This window comes from Mycobacterium sp. SMC-15 (assembly GCF_045310925.1).
Classification (GTDB): Bacteria; Actinomycetota; Actinomycetes; order Mycobacteriales; family Mycobacteriaceae; genus Mycobacterium.
Genome location: NZ_JBJIAJ010000015.1, coordinates 102417 through 118907 on the forward strand (window position 1 = coordinate 102417; position 16491 = coordinate 118907).

Annotated in this window: 13 protein-coding genes; 8 read left to right on the plus strand and 5 right to left on the minus strand. The window is 66.3% G+C overall.

The window, feature by feature from the left end; genetic code table 11:
• The first annotated feature begins 120 nt into the window (after window positions 1-120).
• From ACJH71_RS20160 to ACJH71_RS20185, 6 genes are read left to right on the plus strand one after another with little or no spacing between them, the layout of a single operon-like run.
• Window positions 121-1371 carry a cytochrome P450 gene (locus ACJH71_RS20160; protein ID WP_406759750.1) on the plus strand — a complete coding sequence of 417 codons (1251 nt, stop codon included), beginning with the start codon at window positions 121-123 and terminating at the stop codon, window positions 1369-1371.
• A 36-nt stretch (window positions 1372-1407) separates the two neighbouring features.
• Window positions 1408-2412, plus strand: coding sequence for an acyl-CoA dehydrogenase family protein (locus ACJH71_RS20165; protein WP_406759751.1), 1005 nt, complete (start codon window positions 1408-1410; stop codon window positions 2410-2412).
• Window positions 2413-3576, plus strand: coding sequence for an acyl-CoA dehydrogenase FadE29 (gene fadE29 / locus ACJH71_RS20170; RefSeq protein WP_406759752.1), 1164 nt, complete (start codon window positions 2413-2415; stop codon window positions 3574-3576). It abuts the gene before it with no gap.
• 13 nt (window positions 3577-3589) lie between these two features.
• Window positions 3590-4573 carry a bifunctional MaoC family dehydratase N-terminal/OB-fold nucleic acid binding domain-containing protein gene (locus tag ACJH71_RS20175; RefSeq protein ID WP_406759753.1) on the plus strand — a complete coding sequence of 328 codons (984 nt, stop codon included), beginning with the start codon at window positions 3590-3592 and terminating at the stop codon, window positions 4571-4573.
• Entirely contained in the window at window positions 4570-4971 is a 402-nt protein-coding gene (locus ACJH71_RS20180) for a MaoC family dehydratase (protein ID WP_406759754.1), read from the plus strand. Before ACJH71_RS20175 ends, ACJH71_RS20180 begins: the two co-directional genes overlap by 4 nt.
• On the plus strand, window positions 4971-6128 hold the full coding sequence (locus tag ACJH71_RS20185) for a lipid-transfer protein (protein ID WP_065039216.1): 1158 nt from the start codon (window positions 4971-4973) through the stop codon (window positions 6126-6128). The genes ACJH71_RS20180 and ACJH71_RS20185 overlap by 1 nt, the downstream gene beginning before the upstream one ends.
• Before the next feature lie 44 nt (window positions 6129-6172).
• Here the strand turns inward: ACJH71_RS20185 and ACJH71_RS20190 are convergent, their stop codons facing one another.
• From ACJH71_RS20190 to ACJH71_RS20200, 3 genes are all read right to left on the minus strand, one after another.
• Entirely contained in the window at window positions 6173-7678 is a 1506-nt protein-coding gene (locus ACJH71_RS20190; RefSeq protein WP_406759755.1) for a PPE domain-containing protein, read from the minus strand.
• Window positions 7679-8064: 386 nt separating this feature from the next.
• A complete protein-coding gene (locus tag ACJH71_RS20195; RefSeq protein ID WP_406759756.1) occupies window positions 8065-9804 on the minus strand; it encodes a PE family protein in 1740 nt (579 codons plus the stop codon).
• Window positions 9805-10190: 386 nt separating this feature from the next.
• The gene (locus tag ACJH71_RS20200; RefSeq protein ID WP_406759757.1) at window positions 10191-11708 is read right to left on the minus strand and encodes a PPE domain-containing protein; all 1518 of its coding nucleotides are present in this window, start codon (window positions 11706-11708) and stop codon (window positions 10191-10193) included.
• 215 nt (window positions 11709-11923) lie between these two features.
• Here ACJH71_RS20200 and ACJH71_RS20205 point away from each other — a divergent pair, with 215 nt between their 5' ends.
• Window positions 11924-12187, plus strand: coding sequence for a hypothetical protein (locus tag ACJH71_RS20205; protein ID WP_406759758.1), 264 nt, complete (start codon window positions 11924-11926; stop codon window positions 12185-12187).
• 234 nt (window positions 12188-12421) lie between these two features.
• Here the strand turns inward: ACJH71_RS20205 and ACJH71_RS20210 are convergent, their stop codons facing one another.
• Both ACJH71_RS20210 and kstD read right to left on the minus strand, forming a co-directional pair.
• Complete coding sequence (locus ACJH71_RS20210) at window positions 12422-13282, minus strand: MaoC/PaaZ C-terminal domain-containing protein (RefSeq protein WP_406759759.1); 861 nt, start codon at window positions 13280-13282, stop codon at window positions 12422-12424.
• Window positions 13283-13284: 2 nt separating this feature from the next.
• Window positions 13285-14967 carry a 3-oxosteroid 1-dehydrogenase gene (gene kstD / locus ACJH71_RS20215; RefSeq protein ID WP_406759760.1) on the minus strand — a complete coding sequence of 561 codons (1683 nt, stop codon included), beginning with the start codon at window positions 14965-14967 and terminating at the stop codon, window positions 13285-13287.
• A 264-nt stretch (window positions 14968-15231) separates the two neighbouring features.
• Here kstD and ACJH71_RS20220 point away from each other — a divergent pair, with 264 nt between their 5' ends.
• Complete coding sequence (locus ACJH71_RS20220) at window positions 15232-16491, plus strand: cytochrome P450 (protein WP_406759761.1); 1260 nt, start codon at window positions 15232-15234, stop codon at window positions 16489-16491.

Sequence of the window (16491 nt, forward strand, 5' to 3'; positions counted from 1 at the left end):
ACGATGCAGCACCGCCTTTGATCTGCGGTCGGGCCGTGTTTCAATGGTCGCAATCAGGCACTAGACGGCGTTGTTCCTGCGTCGTCGAACCTACTAACAGATCACTCTAGGAGTAGACACATGGGCTGCCCCGCCATCCCCAGCGACTTCGACTTCCTCGATTCCGAGATGAGCCTGCAGGGCCTCCCGGTCAAGGAACTCGCCGAGCTGCGTAAGTCCGAACCGGTGCGTTGGGTCGACGTTCCCGGCGGAACCGGAGGCTTCGGCGACAAGGGTTACTGGCTGGTGACCAAGCACAAGGACGTCAAGGACGTCTCGCTGCGCAGCGACGTCTTCTCCAGCGCCATGAACGGCGCGATCCCGGTTTGGCCGCAGGAGATGACCCGCGAGGCGGTCGACCTGCAGCGGGCGGTCCTGCTGAACATGGACGCGCCGCACCACACCCGGCTGCGCAAGATCATCTCCCGGGGCTTCACCCCCCGCGCCCTCTCGCGGCTCGAGGACGAGCTGAAGGCGCGGGCGCAGAAGATCGCCCAGACTGCCGCGGCGTCCAACACCGGCGACTTCGTCGAGCAGGTGTCCTGCGAACTGCCGCTGCAGGCCATCGCCGAACTGCTCGGTGTACCCCAGGACGACCGGGACAAGTTGTTCCGCTGGTCCAACGAGATGACCGCCGGCGAGGACCCGGAGTACGCCGACGTCGACCCGGCGATGTCATCGTTCGAGGTCATCACCTACGCCATGAAGATGGCCGAGGAGCGGGGCAAGAACCCCACCGACGACATCGTGACCAAGCTGATCCAGGCCGACATCGACGGCGAGAAGCTCAGCGATGACGAGTTCGGCTTCTTCGTCATCATGCTGGCGGTTGCCGGCAACGAGACCAGCCGCAACTCGATCACGCACGGCATGGTCGCGTTCTCGCAGAATCCCGACCAGTGGGAGCTGTTCAAGCGGGAACGGCCGCAGACCGCCGTGGACGAGATCATCCGTTGGGCCACCCCGGTTTCGGCATTCCAGCGCACCGCGAGCGAAGACACCGAGATCGACGGCGTCAAGATCAAGGCCGGCGACCGCGTGGTGATGTCCTACCGTTCGGCCAACTTCGACGAGGAGGTGTTCGACGACCCGTTCACCTTCAACATCCTTCGTGACCCGAACCCGCACGTCGGCTTCGGCGGCACCGGGGCGCACTACTGCATCGGTGCCAACCTGGCCCGCCTGACCATCAACCTGATCTTCAACGCGGTCGCCGACCACATGCCCGACCTGAAGCCGATGGGCGACCCCGAGCGGTTGAAGTCCGGCTGGCTCAACGGCATCAAGCACTGGCCGGTCGACTACTCGGGTGCGTGCCCGGTCGCGCACTGACCTGACTGACGGCCTAACGAATCAAGGAGGATTCGGGTGGACTTCACACCGAACCCGGAGCAGCAGGCTGTCGCCGATGTGGTGACGTCGGTGCTCGACCGAGACAACAGCTGGGATGCGCTGGTAGCCGGCGGGGTCGCAGCGCTGGGTGTGCCAGAGCGACTCGGTGGCGACGGTCTGGGCCTGTCGGAGCTGGCTACCGCGCTGACCGAGATCGGCCGTCATGGCACCATCGGTCCCGCACTGGCAACGTTGGGCCTGGGGTTGATTCCGCTGCTGGACCTGGCGTCCGATGCCCAGCAGGACCGGTATCTGTCGGGGGTGCCCACCGGCGCGGTGCTGTCGGCCGCGCTGAACGAACCTGGCCGGCAGTTGCCGGAGCACCCCGCGACCAGCTTTGCGGGCGGAAAGCTCAACGGCACCAAGACCGGTGTGCCCTATGCCCAGGCGGCGACTTGGCTGATCGTCACGGCTGACAAGGCGGTGGTGGTCGTCGCCCCGGACGCCGACGGTGTCACGGTCACCAAGACCCCGACTTCCAACGGGTCCGACGAATACGTGGTGACGTTCGCCGACGTCGCGATCGCGGACGCCGACGTGCTCGATGGCGCCAGCGTTGCCCGGGTCAACCAGTTGGCGCTGGCCGCCACCGGGGCCTTCGGGGCCGGGCTGGTGGCAGGCGCCCTGCGGTTGACCGCCGACTACGTCGCCACCCGCGAGCAGTTCGGCCGTCCCCTGTCGACGTTCCAGACGGTGGCCGCGCAGCTTTCCGAGGTGTACATCGCCTCGCGGACCATTGCCTTGCTGTCGACCTCATCGATTTGGCGGTTGGCCCAAGGTCTTGACGCCGGTGATGACATCGGGATCCTGGGTTACTGGCTGACATCGCAGGCTGCACCGGCCATGCGACTCTGTCACCACCTGCACGGCGGTATGGGTATGGACATCACCTACCCGATGGACCGCTACTACTCCTCGATCAAAGACTTGACCCGGCTGTTGGGTGGTCCCGTGCACCGCCTCGATTTGGTGGGAGCGTAAATGTTCATCGACCTGACACCCGAGCAGCGGGCACTGCAAGCCGAACTGCGCGAGTACTTCTCGACCCTCATCACGCCCGAAGAGGCGCAGGCGATGGAGTCGGATCGGCATAACGAGGCCTATCGTGCCGTGATCAAGCGGATGGGCAGTGACGGCAAGTTGGGCGTCGGCTGGCCCAAGGAGTACGGCGGCCTGGGATTCGGTCCGCTCGAGCAGCAGATCTTCATCAACGAAGCCAACCGGGCCGACATCCCGTTGCCGATGGTCACCTTGCAGACTGTCGGCCCCACGCTGCAATTGCTCGGCACCGAAGAGCAGAAGAAGAAGTTCCTGCCTGGAATTCTTTCCGGCGATGTACATTTCGCGATCGGTTACTCCGAACCCGACGCCGGCACCGACCTCGCGTCACTGCGCACGACCGCGGTCAAGCACGGCGATGAATACATCGTCAACGGGCAGAAGATGTGGACCACCGGCGCCCACGACGCCGACTACATCTGGCTGGCCTGCCGAACCGACCCGACCGCTGCCAAGCACAAGGGCATCTCGATCCTCATCGTCGACACGAAGGATCCCGGATACTCCTGGACCCCGATCATCCTGTCCGACGGGGCCCATCACACCAACGCGACGTACTACAACGACGTGCACGTACCCGCCGACATGCTGGTCGGCGAGGAGAACGGCGGCTGGAAGCTCATCACCACGCAGCTCAACCATGAGCGCGTCGGTCTGGGTCCGGCCGGTCGCATCGCCGGCATCTACGACCAGGTGCACCACTGGGCGTCCAAGCCCGGTTCGGACGGCGTTACGCCGATCGAGCAGGACGACGTGAAACATCTTCTGGCGCAGATCAAGTCGATCTGGCGTATCAACGAGTTGCTCAACTGGCAGGTGGCATCCTCTGGTGAGAACATCGCCGTCGCCGACGCTGCGGCCACCAAGGTGTTCTCCACCGAGCGAATCCAGGAAGTCAATCGCCTCGCTGAGGAGATCGTCGGCAGATTCGGCAACCCGGCGGACCCCGAGACCGCCGAAGTCCTCGTCTGGCTGGACAAGATGGCCAAGCGCAACCTGGTGATCACCTTCGGCGGCGGCGTCAACGAGGTCATGCGCGAGATGATCGCCGCTTCTGGGCTGAAGGTTCCGCGGGTTTCACGATGAGTCGAGGAGACAGATGAGCGACCTTTCCTCCGGGATCGAGCAGATACTGGCGTCGGGCCGCAGCAAACCGCGGACCGGCCGGGATCCGGTGAACCAGCCGATGATTCGCCATTGGGTCGATGCGATCGGCGACGCCAACCCGATCTACACCGACGAGGCAGCCGCGCGTGCCGCGGGTCATCCCGGAGTCGTCGCTCCGCCGGCCATGATCCAGGTGTGGACGATGATGGGCCTGGGCGGGGAGCGTCCGGCCGACGACCCGCTCGGCAAGGTCATGGAGCTGTTCGACGGCGCAGGCTATGTCGGCGTAGTGGCCACCAACTGCGAGCAGACCTACCATCGCTACCTGCGCCCCGGCGAAGAGGTCAGCGTCACCGCCGAGGTGACCGACATCGTGGGGCCCAAGAAGACCGGCCTGGGTGAGGGGTACTTCGTCACTCAGAAGATCCGCTGGTGGGTGAACGGCGACGAAGACGCGGAATGCGTGGCCGACATGAATTGGCGCATCCTGAAGTTCCTGCCCGCCGACAAGGAAAACGCGGGCTCCTCAGCCGCGGTGCCCGGGGACCTCGACCCCGACAAGATGATGCGCCCGTCGTGGTCGCGGGATTCCCAGTACTTCTGGGACGGCGTGGCCGCACACGAGTTGCGCATCCAGCTCCGCCCGGACGGCAGCCTGCAGCATCCGCCGGTGCCGGCGGTCTGGAAGGACAAGACCGAGACCACCGACTACGTCGTTTCCAGCGGTGAGGGAACGGTGTTCAGCTACGTGGTGCACCACGCGCCCAAGGTCCCCGGCCGCAGCCTGCCGTTCGTGATCGCGCTGGTCGAGCTCGAAGAGGGCGTGCGGATGCTCGGCGAGCTTCGCGGCGTCGACGCGGCAGCGGTAAAGATCGGAATGCCGGTCCGCGCAACCTATCTCGATTTCCCCGCCAGCGATGTCGGTCCGGCGTGGTCTCTGTACGCCTGGGAGCCTGTGGAAGGAGACGGGGCATGAGCGCTGCGACTGTCGACGTGGGCACCAAGCTGCCCGAACTGAAGATCTACGGTGACCCGACGTTCATCGTCTCTACGGCGATCGCCACTCGCGACTACCAGGACGTGCACCACGACCGGGACAAGGCGCAGGCCAAGGGCTCCAAGGACATCTTCGTCAATATCTTGACCGACACCGGCCTGGTGCAGCGCTACATCACCGACTGGGCGGGATCCAACGCGGTGATCCGTTCGATCGGGCTGCGGCTGGGTGTGCCGTGGTACGCCTATGACACAGTCACATTCTCCGGCGAGGTGACGGCGGTGGAAGACGGCCTGGTCACCGTGAAGGTCGTGGGCAACAACAGTCTTGGTGACCACGTGATCGCTACCGCCACTCTCACCCTCGGGGAGGAATGATGCTGTCCGGTAAGGCGGCTATCGCCGGAATCGGCGCCACCGACTTCTCCAAGGAATCCGGGCGCAGCGAACTGCGTCTGGCGGCCGAGGCGGTGCTCGACGCCCTCGACGATGCGGGCCTGAAGCCCTCCGACGTCGACGGTCTGGTCACCTTCACCATGGACTCCAACCTGGAGACCGCCGTCGCACGTGCCACCGGGATCGGTGAGCTGAAGTTCTTCTCCCAGATCGGTTACGGCGGCGGCGCCGCCGCGGCCACGGTGCAGCAGGCCGCCCTGGCGGTGGCCACGGGAGTCGCTGAAGTCGTGGTGGCGTACCGGGCTTTCAACGAGCGCTCGGAGTTCCGGTTCGGCCAGGTGATGACCGGTTTGACGGTCAACGCCGACTCGCGCGGCGTGGAGTACAGCTGGTCCTACCCGCACGGCCTGAGCACCCCGGCGGCGTCGGTGGCGATGATCGCCCAGCGCTACATGCACGAATACGGCGCCACCAGTGCGGATTTCGGCGCAGTGTCGGTGGCCGACCGCAAGCATGCGGCGACCAACCCGAAGGCGTTCTTCTACGGCAAGCCGATCACGATTGAGGATCATCAGAACTCGCGGTGGATCGCCGAACCGCTGCGGCTGCTGGACTGCTGCCAGGAGAGCGACGGCGGGGTGGCGATCGTCGTCACCACGCCGGAGCGGGCCCGCGACCTCAAGCACCGACCGGCGATCATCGAGGCGGCCGCGCAGGCCGCCGGGGCCGACCAGTTCACCATGTACTCCTACTACCGCGAGGAGCTCGGCCTGCCCGAGATGGGCCTGGTGGGCAAGCAGCTGTGGTCGCAGTCGGGTCTGACGCCCGCCGATATCCAGACCGCGGTGCTCTACGACCACTTCACCCCCTACACGCTGATCCAGTTGGAAGAGCTGGGATTCTGCGGCAAGGGTGAGGCCAAGGACTTCATCGCCGGCGGCGCCATCGAACTCGGCGGCCGGCTGCCGATCAACACCCACGGCGGCCAGCTCGGCGAGGCCTACATCCACGGCATGAACGGCATCGCCGAGGGTGTGCGCCAGCTGCGCGGTACCTCGGTCAACCAGGTTGACGGCGTCGAGCACGTGCTGGTGACCGCTGGTACCGGCGTGCCTACGTCGGGCCTGATTCTGGGCTAGCCGCCCTCGCCTTCACGCTGGGTGGGAGGGGAACCCGGCACCGCTCAATCGTTGGTGGGTTCGCCCCAGCTCTCGGGCAACAGCGGAAGGGTCGGCCCGTCGTTGAGACCGCCGCTCGCCAGCGTGGTCAAACCCGTCGCGGGCAGACCAGGCTTGGCTTGCGCCGCTGCGAATCCCAGGCGACCGGCACTGCTGTCGGAGGCGCGAGTCGCGGCGTCGGGCCCGATATCGGGGGCGCTGTCGGCGTACACGTAGATGTGCGCGTCCGCGTGCCCGCGAGCAGCTCGGCGTCGGCGGGCCCGGGACCGATCCCGTGCCGAGGCGGCGGTGGCCGCATCCTCGGCGGCCGAGTCGGGATTCGATGCCTTCTTCACGGCATGGCGGCGGGCCACGGCGCTCACCTGGCCGGCGACGCCGGGAGGCCCGATCACATACGGGGGGAAGAACGCCGGGCTACTAGCGGCGGGGGGAGCGGCAGGCGGTGCCGCAGCCGGCGCTGCGCTGGTGGTCGGCGCCGAAATGGAGCCACCCGTGGCCGGTGCCGCGGCGGTGTTGGCGACGGTGGTGGACGAACCCGCCGAGCCCCCGGCGGTCAGCGGATTGGCCGGAGGTACGGCCTCGACGGCCAGCGGAACCGGGGCAGGCTGAATTCCGGCCAGTCCGGCCAGGCCGGCAGCCCAGCCCAGGTTGCCGATCGCCAGGCCCAGCGCGGGTTGCAGCAGCGCTGGCGCGAATTGGCTCAAGGTGGCGGCGAGCTGACTGGCGTGGAAGGTGACATCGGCCATGATGACGGGGAGATCGGTCAGCAGCGCTGCCGGGTCGGTCAGCAGATCGTTGATGATGATCTTGGCCCACTCGCCCATTTCGCCGAAGACGTCTTTCCACCATTCCGGGTCGGTCGGATCCAGATCGCCGTCGTGGATCCCGTCGTGGTCGTGGTCGTGGTCGTGGTCGTGGTCGTGGTCGTGGTCGTGGTCGTGGTCGTGATCGTGATCGTGATCGGCCTCGGCATAGCCGACGATCGGCGGTGCCACGGCGAGCTGTGGGGCTGACGCCACGGCTGCACCGGAGACCGCCTCGTAGGTCGCCATGGTGGTGGCGGCCTGGATCCACATCCGCACATAGTCGGCTTCGTTGACCGCGATCGGGATGGTGTTGACACCAAAGAAGTTGGTGGCGACCAAGATTCCGTGGATAGCGTGGTTGGCCGCCAGTTCGGGCATCGTGGGCATGGCCGCCAATGCGCTGACGTAGGCCGCGGCCGCTGTTTCATGTCGGGATGCTCGCGCGGCGCTGTCCGCGCTGGCCGTCGCCAACCAGGCCAGGTAGGGCACGTGTGCGGCGAGATAGCGCTCGGCGCTAGGCCCCTGCCATGACGCTGCCTGGGTGGCTCCCAGCAGGTCCCGCAACGCCTCCGCGATCGCGGTGTACTCCAGGCTCAGCGACGACCAGGCGCCGGCAGCAGACAACAGGGCCCCGGGCCCGGGGCCGCTGCTCAGCGCAGCCGAATGCACCTCGGGGGGCGAGGCCATCCATACCGGCGCGGTCATGCCGGACAGATTATCCGAAGATGAAAGTCATTTTCAATTAGGGTTGCCTGGGTTCAGGCGGGCGCTGCCGGGAAACCTAGGCCGAAACAAGCTCCACATCGTTGGGGTGACGGCGTCCTTCCGTGCCCGCGCCACCACATTGCCCACCAGTCGGCCGCCGTCTTTCCGCTGAATAGTTGGGGTCGTCGTTTCGCCTGGCCGGGAACGTGACCAAACGGCGGGAGGTGCGCCGTAACACTAGCCTCGGAAGTTCATTGCTTGGCATCAGTAACACGGCGAGGGTGGCTGATCGACTTACCGAATGGCAGGGGGGCCCCGCACGCCCGGCGTGCGGGGCCCTCCCCGAAGGACCTCAGAGGCGGCGACTTCCGCCAGCGACTACGACGTTAGTGGTCGTGGTCGTGGTCGTGGTCGTGGTCGTGGTCGTGGTCGTGGTCGTGGTCGTGGTCATGGTCATCGTCTTCGTCGGGATTGATGGGCGGTTCTTCCCCGCTGTGGTCATGGCTGGAATCGTGCTCATGCCCGACTCCGCCAGTACCACCGATACCTCCGAATGCACCATCGGCGAGCCCGCCTGTGGTACCGGCTTCGCCCTCCAAGGGTCCCGAATTACCGCCATGGCCGCCATGGCCACCGGCACCACCAGGCGCGAGGGCCGCGACGCCGTTGCCACCGCGACCACCGGCGCCACCGTCGCCACCAGCGCCGTGGGTGCCGATGTTGTTGCCGCCGTCACCACCGGCCCCGCCGTCACCGGCTGCCCCGGAGATCACGGTGGTGTCCGGCAAGGTGATGGTCGCACCGGCAGAGTTGCCCCCGGTGCCCCCGGCGCCGCCGGCCCCGCCATCGCGCGTCTCACTGTCGCCACCGGTTCCACCGGCACCACCGGCACCACCGATATGGCTTCCGTGCCCGCCGTTACCACCGGCGCCACCGGCACCGCCGTGGACTGCACTGCCGATTCCGCCGTTGCCGCCGTTACCGCCTGCACCGCCGGTAATTCCGGCGCTCCCGGCGCCGCCGTTACCGCCTGCGCCTCCGGTGCTGCCGTTTCCGCCGTTTCCGCCCGCGCCGCCAGCGGCTCCGTCCGAGAGGACGTCGGTGCCGTGGACTGCGCCGGCTCCGCCACCGCCGCCGTCACCGCCGTCGCGACCCATCCCTGCGGCCGTAGCGGCGCCCGTGGTTCCGAAGGTGCTACCGAAGAGCGTGCGAGCCAGCCCGCCCTCGCCCGCAGCGCCGCCATTTCCGCCATTTCCGCCGGCCCCACCAGCGGTGGCCTCATGGATGAAGAGCTCATCCTCGTGCTCATGACCGTGGTCATGGCTGTGCGCGACCGCGTCGGCGCCCTCGCCACCGTCACCGCCGTAGCCGCCGTTGCCCCCGCGACCGGCAGCACCGCCGTGGCCGATGATCCACCCACCGTTGCCGCCGGTTCCACCGACACCGCCAACGCCGCCGTCGCCGCCAGCACCGCCGACCTGGTCTATCTGTCCGTCAGCACCCGCTGCGCCGTTGCCGCCGGCGCCGCCCCTGCCGCCCGCACCACCGGAACCGTAGAAGTAGGCGTTCCCTCCCGCGCCACCGGCGCCGCCGACACCACCGTCGAGGCCGTCGGCGATGCTGCCATTCAGACCCAGGCCACCCACGCCGCCGGCGCCGCCGTCACCGACCAGCAGGCCGCCCGATCCTCCTGCCCCGCCAGCAGTCGCTGCGACCAAGGTGTCACCACCGTAGTAACCGGTGGCCAGACCGACGCCGCCGATGCCCCCGTTGCCGATCAGCCCAGCATTGCCGCCCGCGCCGGCGGCGCTCAGAACACCGTCGAGGTAGCTGGCGTCAGTGCCGGTACCACCGTCACCGAACAGGAAACCCCCGTCGCCGAGGTCGCCGATACCGGGCAACCAACCGAACAGCGAGGTGTTGGCGCCAGCGAAGTCGTCGATTCCGTTGCCGATCAACAGCCGCCCGAATAGTGCCTCATAGAGGCCGAAGCCGTTGAGCAACTCAAGCAGCCCAGCATTGGCGGGGTCAACGAGGAATTCCTGTGCTCCAGCATGGAGATTGTCATAGGTCGCGTCAAAGACATTGGCCCAGCTAAAGCCCGATTCCGCCGCCGAGCCGGGCATGTCCGTTGATAGGAAACTGGCATCGGCTAGACCGCTGACATCGGATAGCGTGCTGAAATCTGGCAGGTCGATGAGGATATCGTCCGCGCGCACAACCGGCGCTGATATCAATGGCGACATCCCAAACGCCAAAAACGCACCAACCGTGCTACCTGCACCTATTGCGCGACGCAGCTCGTTGTTCTTCCGCCTGTTGTTGTTGCGATCACTCATCTACACACTCTCAATCTGTGTTGGGACAACCGGTCAAATTGTTATGACTGCATATATGCAACGTTCCATATCTATCCGAAATCAGATATGGGTGGAGTCGCATATGCGCTTGGATATATGTATGCCTTAACACCCCGCTCTACAAATTGTCGCGGTAATTCGCAGGCGGGCCATTAGGCATTGTCGTGCCAGCTTTCGGGTAACAACGGGATTGTCGGCCCGCTACCGAAGTCATCACCGGACAAGGTGGTCAATCCCGCTGCAGGGGAATCCTCCTCGGTATGTGTGCCGGAGAGCCCCAGCCCACCGGCGATACTGGCCGACACGCGAGTCGAGAATGTGGGCTCGGGTTCAGGCAGTGCTGTGTTGTCGGCGTACACCTTGATGAATTCGTCTGCGTGCCCTGGTGCAGTTCGACGCCGCCGGCTTCTGGTCCGATTCCGTGCGGCAGCGGTCGCCGTCGAGTCTTCGGTGGCCGGGTCGGGATTCGATGCCTTGCTCGCGCTGCGGGAACTGGCTTTGGCGTTGGCCCGGGTTACTGCGCCCGTAGGGCCGATAACGTACGGCGGGAAGAACCCCCCGCCTGCTGGCGGAGGTGGAGCCGGTGGTGGCATCGGACTCGGTGGAGCGCTGGTAGGAACCGAAGCCGGCGAAGGCGTGCCGACAGTCGTGGACGCTGGAGCGGGTGGTGCACCCAACGACGCGCCGGTTGCAGGTGTGGTCGGGGCGATCGGTTCGGCGCCGACCGGGACGGAAGCCGGCTGAATTCCGGCTAGGTCTGCCAGGCCGGCAAGGCTCGCCGCCCAACCCAGGTTGCTGATGGACAAGGCCAGCGCCGTCTGCAGCAGCGCCGGGGCCAGCTGGCTAAGCAGCGGGGCGAGCTGGGCGGCATGGAACGTCAGGTCGGCGATGATCCAGGTGAGGTCGGTCATGAACGCGCCAGGATTGGTCAGCAGGTCGATCAGCAGCACTTCGGCGTAGTAGCCCAGTTCGCCCCATACGGCCACCCACCATCTCGGGTCCGTCGGATCCAGGCCCTCGCTGGCGTGATCGTGGTTGTGACCGCCATCCAGGTCGTCGTCGTCGTTGTGCTCGTGCTCGTGCTCGTGCTCGTGGTCGTCGTGCTCGTCGTGCTCGTGGTCGTCGTGACTGTGGTCGACGATCGTTGGCGCTACAGCCGGCTGCGGCGCCGAGGCCAATGCTGCGCCGGACACCGCTTCGTAGGTGGCCATAGTGGTCGCGGCCTGGGCCCACATTCGGAGGTAGTCGGCTTCGTTGAGCGCTATCGGAATGGTGTTGATGCCGAAGAAGTTGGTCGCGACCAATACACCATGGCTGGCGTGATTGGCGGCCAGCTCTGCCAACGTCGGCATGGTCGCCAGCGCGGTGACGTAGGCCGCAGCCGCTGTCTCGTGCTGGGAGGCATGCGCGGCGCTGTCGGCACTGGCTTTGGTCAGCCACGCCAAGTACGGGAGATGCGCGGTGAGGTAGCTCGCAGCGCTGGGTCCCTGCCATGCCCCGGCCTCGGTGGCGGCCAACGATTCCCGCAGCGCTTCGGCGATCGCGGTGTACTCAAGGCTCAGCAATGACCATGCGCCGGCGGCGGACAACAGTGGGCCGGGCCCAGGGCCGCTGCTCAACGCAGCTGAATGAACCTCTGGAGGAGATGCCATCCACATAGGCGCGGTCATAGAGCTCACCATACTGAAAATGAAAATCATTATCAATAACGATAAGAGTTGTGCGCTGGCCGTGGACGCCGAGGACTGCTGGTGGACACGTGACTGGTGGTACTGCTGTTCCCGTGAGACGGATGTCCGTATGTCGGGCAAGCGCAAGACGTACGCCCGGCGTTTCAGGAGCAGGCTGCCCGCCTGGTAATCGAGACCGGTCGGACCATGCCCATGTGGCCGCCGAGATCGGTGTGGGTGAGCAAGCGTTGGGCCGCTGGGTGCGCCTCGCCGGCGAGGCGTCCGACGCCGACGATAATGGTGTGTCGCTTAATGCTGACGAGCGTCTTGAGCGGGTGCTGTTGAGCGAAGAGAACGCTGAATTGCGTTCGGGCTGGCAGCTTTTGAAAAATCCGCAGCTTCGTCGCCTCCGAACGGAACGGTGGAAGCGTACCGGGTCATCGAAGCCGAGAAGGTCAACTTCGCCATCGTGCCGATGACCGGCGTTTCCATGACGCCTCCGGCCAGGTGTATGGCGCACCGCGATCCGGGCTGATCTGCAGATCCGAGTGAGGACGGGAAGTCATTTCCGGTAAGACCGCGGCAGCCTCATGTGCCGGCAGCGACTGGCCGGAATCAGCCCACGGCGGTTCGCTCCGGTGGCCACCCTCGTCGATCCCAGCCGTGACCACTCCAAGCCACGCTCACCAGAAGCCCGTTTCAGGTCGAAGTAGCTAAGCCGAAACAAGCTCCACGTCGTTGAGGATGGCGGCGTCCTCGCGTTCCGGTGCCACGACATTGCCCACCAGTCGACCGCCGTCTTTCCACAGTCGGGCCCGCAGGGTCTCGCCCGGGAAGACCACGCCGGCGAACCGGGCGCCGAAGGAACGGACCGCGCCGGCGTCACCGTCCAGCGCGGTGTCCACCGCCGCCTTGCAGGTCATGCCGTAGGTGCACAGGCCGTGCAGGATCGGCCGGTCGAAACCCGCCGCGGCCGCGAACGCCGGGTCTGAGTGCAGCGGGTTGCGGTCGCCGCAGAGTCGATACAGCAGTGCCTGCTGCGGGGACACCGGGATGTCGACTTCGAAATCCGGTGCCCGGTCGGGCAGTTCGCTCGACGTCGACGGCCCGCGCTCGCCGCCGAAGCCACCCTCGCCGCGGGCGAAGATGGACCGGTGCTGCGTCCACAGTGGCGTGCCGTCGGTGCTGGTCACCGAGGTCTCGAGCACCACTACCGCGGCCTTGCCCTTGTCCCACACCTCGACGATCCGGCTGATCGCGCGGGCGCTGCCCGAGGGCGGCAGCGGCGCGGGCACGGTCACCTTCTCCGAGGCGTGCAGGATCTTGGCCAGGTCGATCTCGACACCGGGCCAGCTCACCTTCGGCGGGTCGACCTCGTTGAACGAGGCTGCGACGCAGCCGAAGGTCGGCAGTACCTGCGGCTTGCCGTCCACTACATAGCTCAGCTCCCGCGGAGCCATCGGGTCCGACCCGGCACCGAGCGCCAGGTTGTAGAGCTGCACATTGGTTGCGGTCCAGGAGAATTCGACCTGGCCGAACTCCGCTCCCAGTGCGACGTCGAGATCGATCGCCATGTCTAGGCCTTTCCGGCGATGTCGAGGGCGGCCAGGTAGCCGAACGTCATGGCGGGTCCGATGGTGCCGCCCGGTCCGGGGTAGGTGTGGCCCATCACCGGTGCGCTCACGTTTCCGGCCGCATACAGCCCGGCGATGACGCTGTCGTCGTCGCGCAGTGCCCGGCCGTTCACGTCGGTGCGGATCCCGCCCTTGGTGCCCAGGTCGCCCGGCACCATCTTGGCCGCGTAGAACGGGCCCTGTGCGATCTGGCCCAGGTTCGGGTTGGGCTTGTTGGTCGGGTCACCGTAGTAGCGGTCGTAGGCGCTCTCGCCGCGGTGGAAGTCCTCGTCCACGCCGGTGCGGGCGAACTCGTTGAACCGCTCGACGGTCGCGGCCAATGCGGTGGCCGGCACGCCGGTCTTGGCGGCCAACTCGTCCAGGGTGTCGGCGGAGACGATCACGCCTGACTCCAGCCACTTCTTCGGGATCCGTTGGCCTGGCTGCAATCCCGCGAAGATGTAGTTGTTGCGGTAGCGCTGGTCGAAGATCAGCCAGGCCGGGATGTTCTCGCCGGGGCCGGGGCCCTGGCCGAATTCGCCGCCGTACATGTGGTGGCAGGCCTCGACGTAGGGCATCGACTCGTTCATGAACCGCTTGCCGGCCATGTTCACGATGATCGATCCGGGCGAGTTGCGCTCCGACAGAGCGAACCACGGTGACCCGGGCAGCGGGACCGTCGGCCCCCACCAGGAGTCCTCCATGATGTCCAGTGCGGCGCCGAGCTTCTCGCCGGCGACGATGCCCTCGCCGGTGTTCGCCTTCGCTCCCACGGTCCACTCGGAGGTGATCGGCGCGCGCTGGTACTTCACCCGCATCTGCTCGTTGTGCTCGAATCCACCGCTGGCCAGGATGACCCCGCGCCGTGCGCGGATCAGCCGTGGCTCGCCCGATTCGGGGTCGCCCGCACCGCGGACGTAGACACCGGAGACCACGCCGTCCTCGACATAGAGGTCGGTCAGCGCGGTGTTGAGTTCCACCGGGACGCCGGCGTCGCGCAGGCCGATGCGCAGCGGCGCGATCAGGGCGCGACCCATACCGACCAGGTTCTTGCCGGTGGCCTGGGCCCACATGGTGCGGGCGCCCACCTTGAGGCTGCGCAGCACACCGCGCGGGTGGCGCTTGAGCTGGTTGAGCCGGACGTAGTCCTGCTGCATGACAACCACATTCAGCGGCACCTTGCCGTAGGCCGGCTCCAGGCCGCCCATGTCGGCGCCCAGCTTCTTGGCGTTGAACGGCTTGGGCTCGATCGAACGGCCGGTGGGCTTGCCGCCCGGCTGCTCGGGGTAGTAGTCGGCGTAGCCGGGAACCCAGCACATCTTCAACGGCGAGTTCTTCAGCACGAACGACAGCATCTCCGGCCCGCGCCGCAGGTAGGTGTCGATCTTCTCGGCCGGAACCACGTCACCGACGATGGTGTGCAGGTAGGTGCGAGCTGCTTGAGCATCATCTTTGACGCCCGCGCGCTGCAGCACCTCGTTGTTGGGGATCCACACGCCACCACCGGAGCGAGCTGTCGAGCCGCCGTAGTGGGCGGCTTTCTCGATGACGATGGTGGACAGTCCCTGGTGGGCGGCGGTGAGGGCGGCGACCATCCCGGCGCCGCCGCTTCCGACCACGACGACGTCGTACTCCTGTTCGGCCATGTAGAACACGTTATAGAATTGCCCCGCCCGGGCGCCAGTTGGCTGGCCCTATTGCTCGGGCGGCCCCCGGGCAAGCGTTCCCTACCCTGCTGGTACCCCGTCGGTTCCGGCCAGGTCAGGCCGACCTGGCGAGCCAGTAGAACGTGTTCTAGTTCCGTCCCGGATGCAGGGCCTTTCTGCCCTTTCGCCTGAGGTAAAGGCATGCTTTACTGACGCGAGAACGTATCGTTTTCTCCTGCGGATCAGTAGTGAGGAGTTGTCATCGTGGCCAGCCCTACTATCTCGTCAGCCACCGGCATTCCGGCCGGTTTCGACCTCACCGACCCGGAAATCTATGCCGAGCGACTGCCCGACGAGGAGTTCGCCGAACTGCGGCGCAGCGAGCCGATCAAGTGGATCGCGCAACCCGACGACAAGAGCGGCGGATTCAAAGACGGCGGTTACTGGGCTATCACCCGGCACGAGGACGTCAAGGAGATCTCGCGGCTCGACGACGTGTTCTCCAGCGAGCGCAACGGGGCCATCCCCAGGTTCCACGACGAGACAACCCGTGAACAGCTCGACGCGCAACGGATCCTGATGCTCAACCAGGACGCGCCGAAGCACACCCGGCAGCGCCGGATCATTTCCCGTGGCTTCACTCCTCGGCACATCTTGCCGCTGCACGATGACCTGCAGGCGCGGGCGCAGGCGATCACCAAGGAGGCATTGGCTCGGGGGAGCGGTGACTTCGTGGTGGAGGTGGCCTCGGAATTGCCGCTGCAGGCGATCGCGGGGCTGATGGGGGTGCCGCAGGAGGACCGCGGCAAGTTGTTCGACTGGACCAACCAGATGACGTCGTACGACGACCCGGAGTTCGCGCACTACGACCCGGCGGCCTCGGCGCTGGAGATCATCACCTACGGGCTCAAGCTCGCGGAGCTCAAGCGGCAGAACCCCGGTCCCGACATCGTGACCACGCTGGTCGAAGCCGACGTCGACGGCGAGAAGCTCAATGACGACGAGTTGGGTTACTTCATCATCCTGCTGGCGGTGGCCGGTAGCGAGACCACCCGCAACTCGATCACTCAGGGGATGATGGCGTTCACCGAGCATCCCGAGCAATGGGAGCTGTTCTGCAAGGAACGCCCGGCGACCACCGCCGACGAGGTGGTGCGCTGGGCCACGCCGGTGACGTCGTTCCAGCGCACCGCAACCCGTGATCACAACCTGAACGGCACGCTGATCAAGGACGGTCAGCGGGTGGTGATGTTCTACCGGGCAGCCAACTTCGACGAGACGGTGTTCGACAAGCCGCAGGAGTTCAACATCTTGCGTGACCCCAACCCGCATGTCGGTTTCGGCGGCACGGGTGCGCACTACTGCATCGGTACGCACCTGGCGCGGATGACTATCGGGTCGATCTTCAACGCGATCGCCGACAACATCCCGAACCTCAAGCCCCTGGAGCGCCCGCAGCGGCTGCGCTCAGGCTGGCTCAACGGCATCAAGCACTGGAACGTCGATTACACCGGCGGTCGGTGA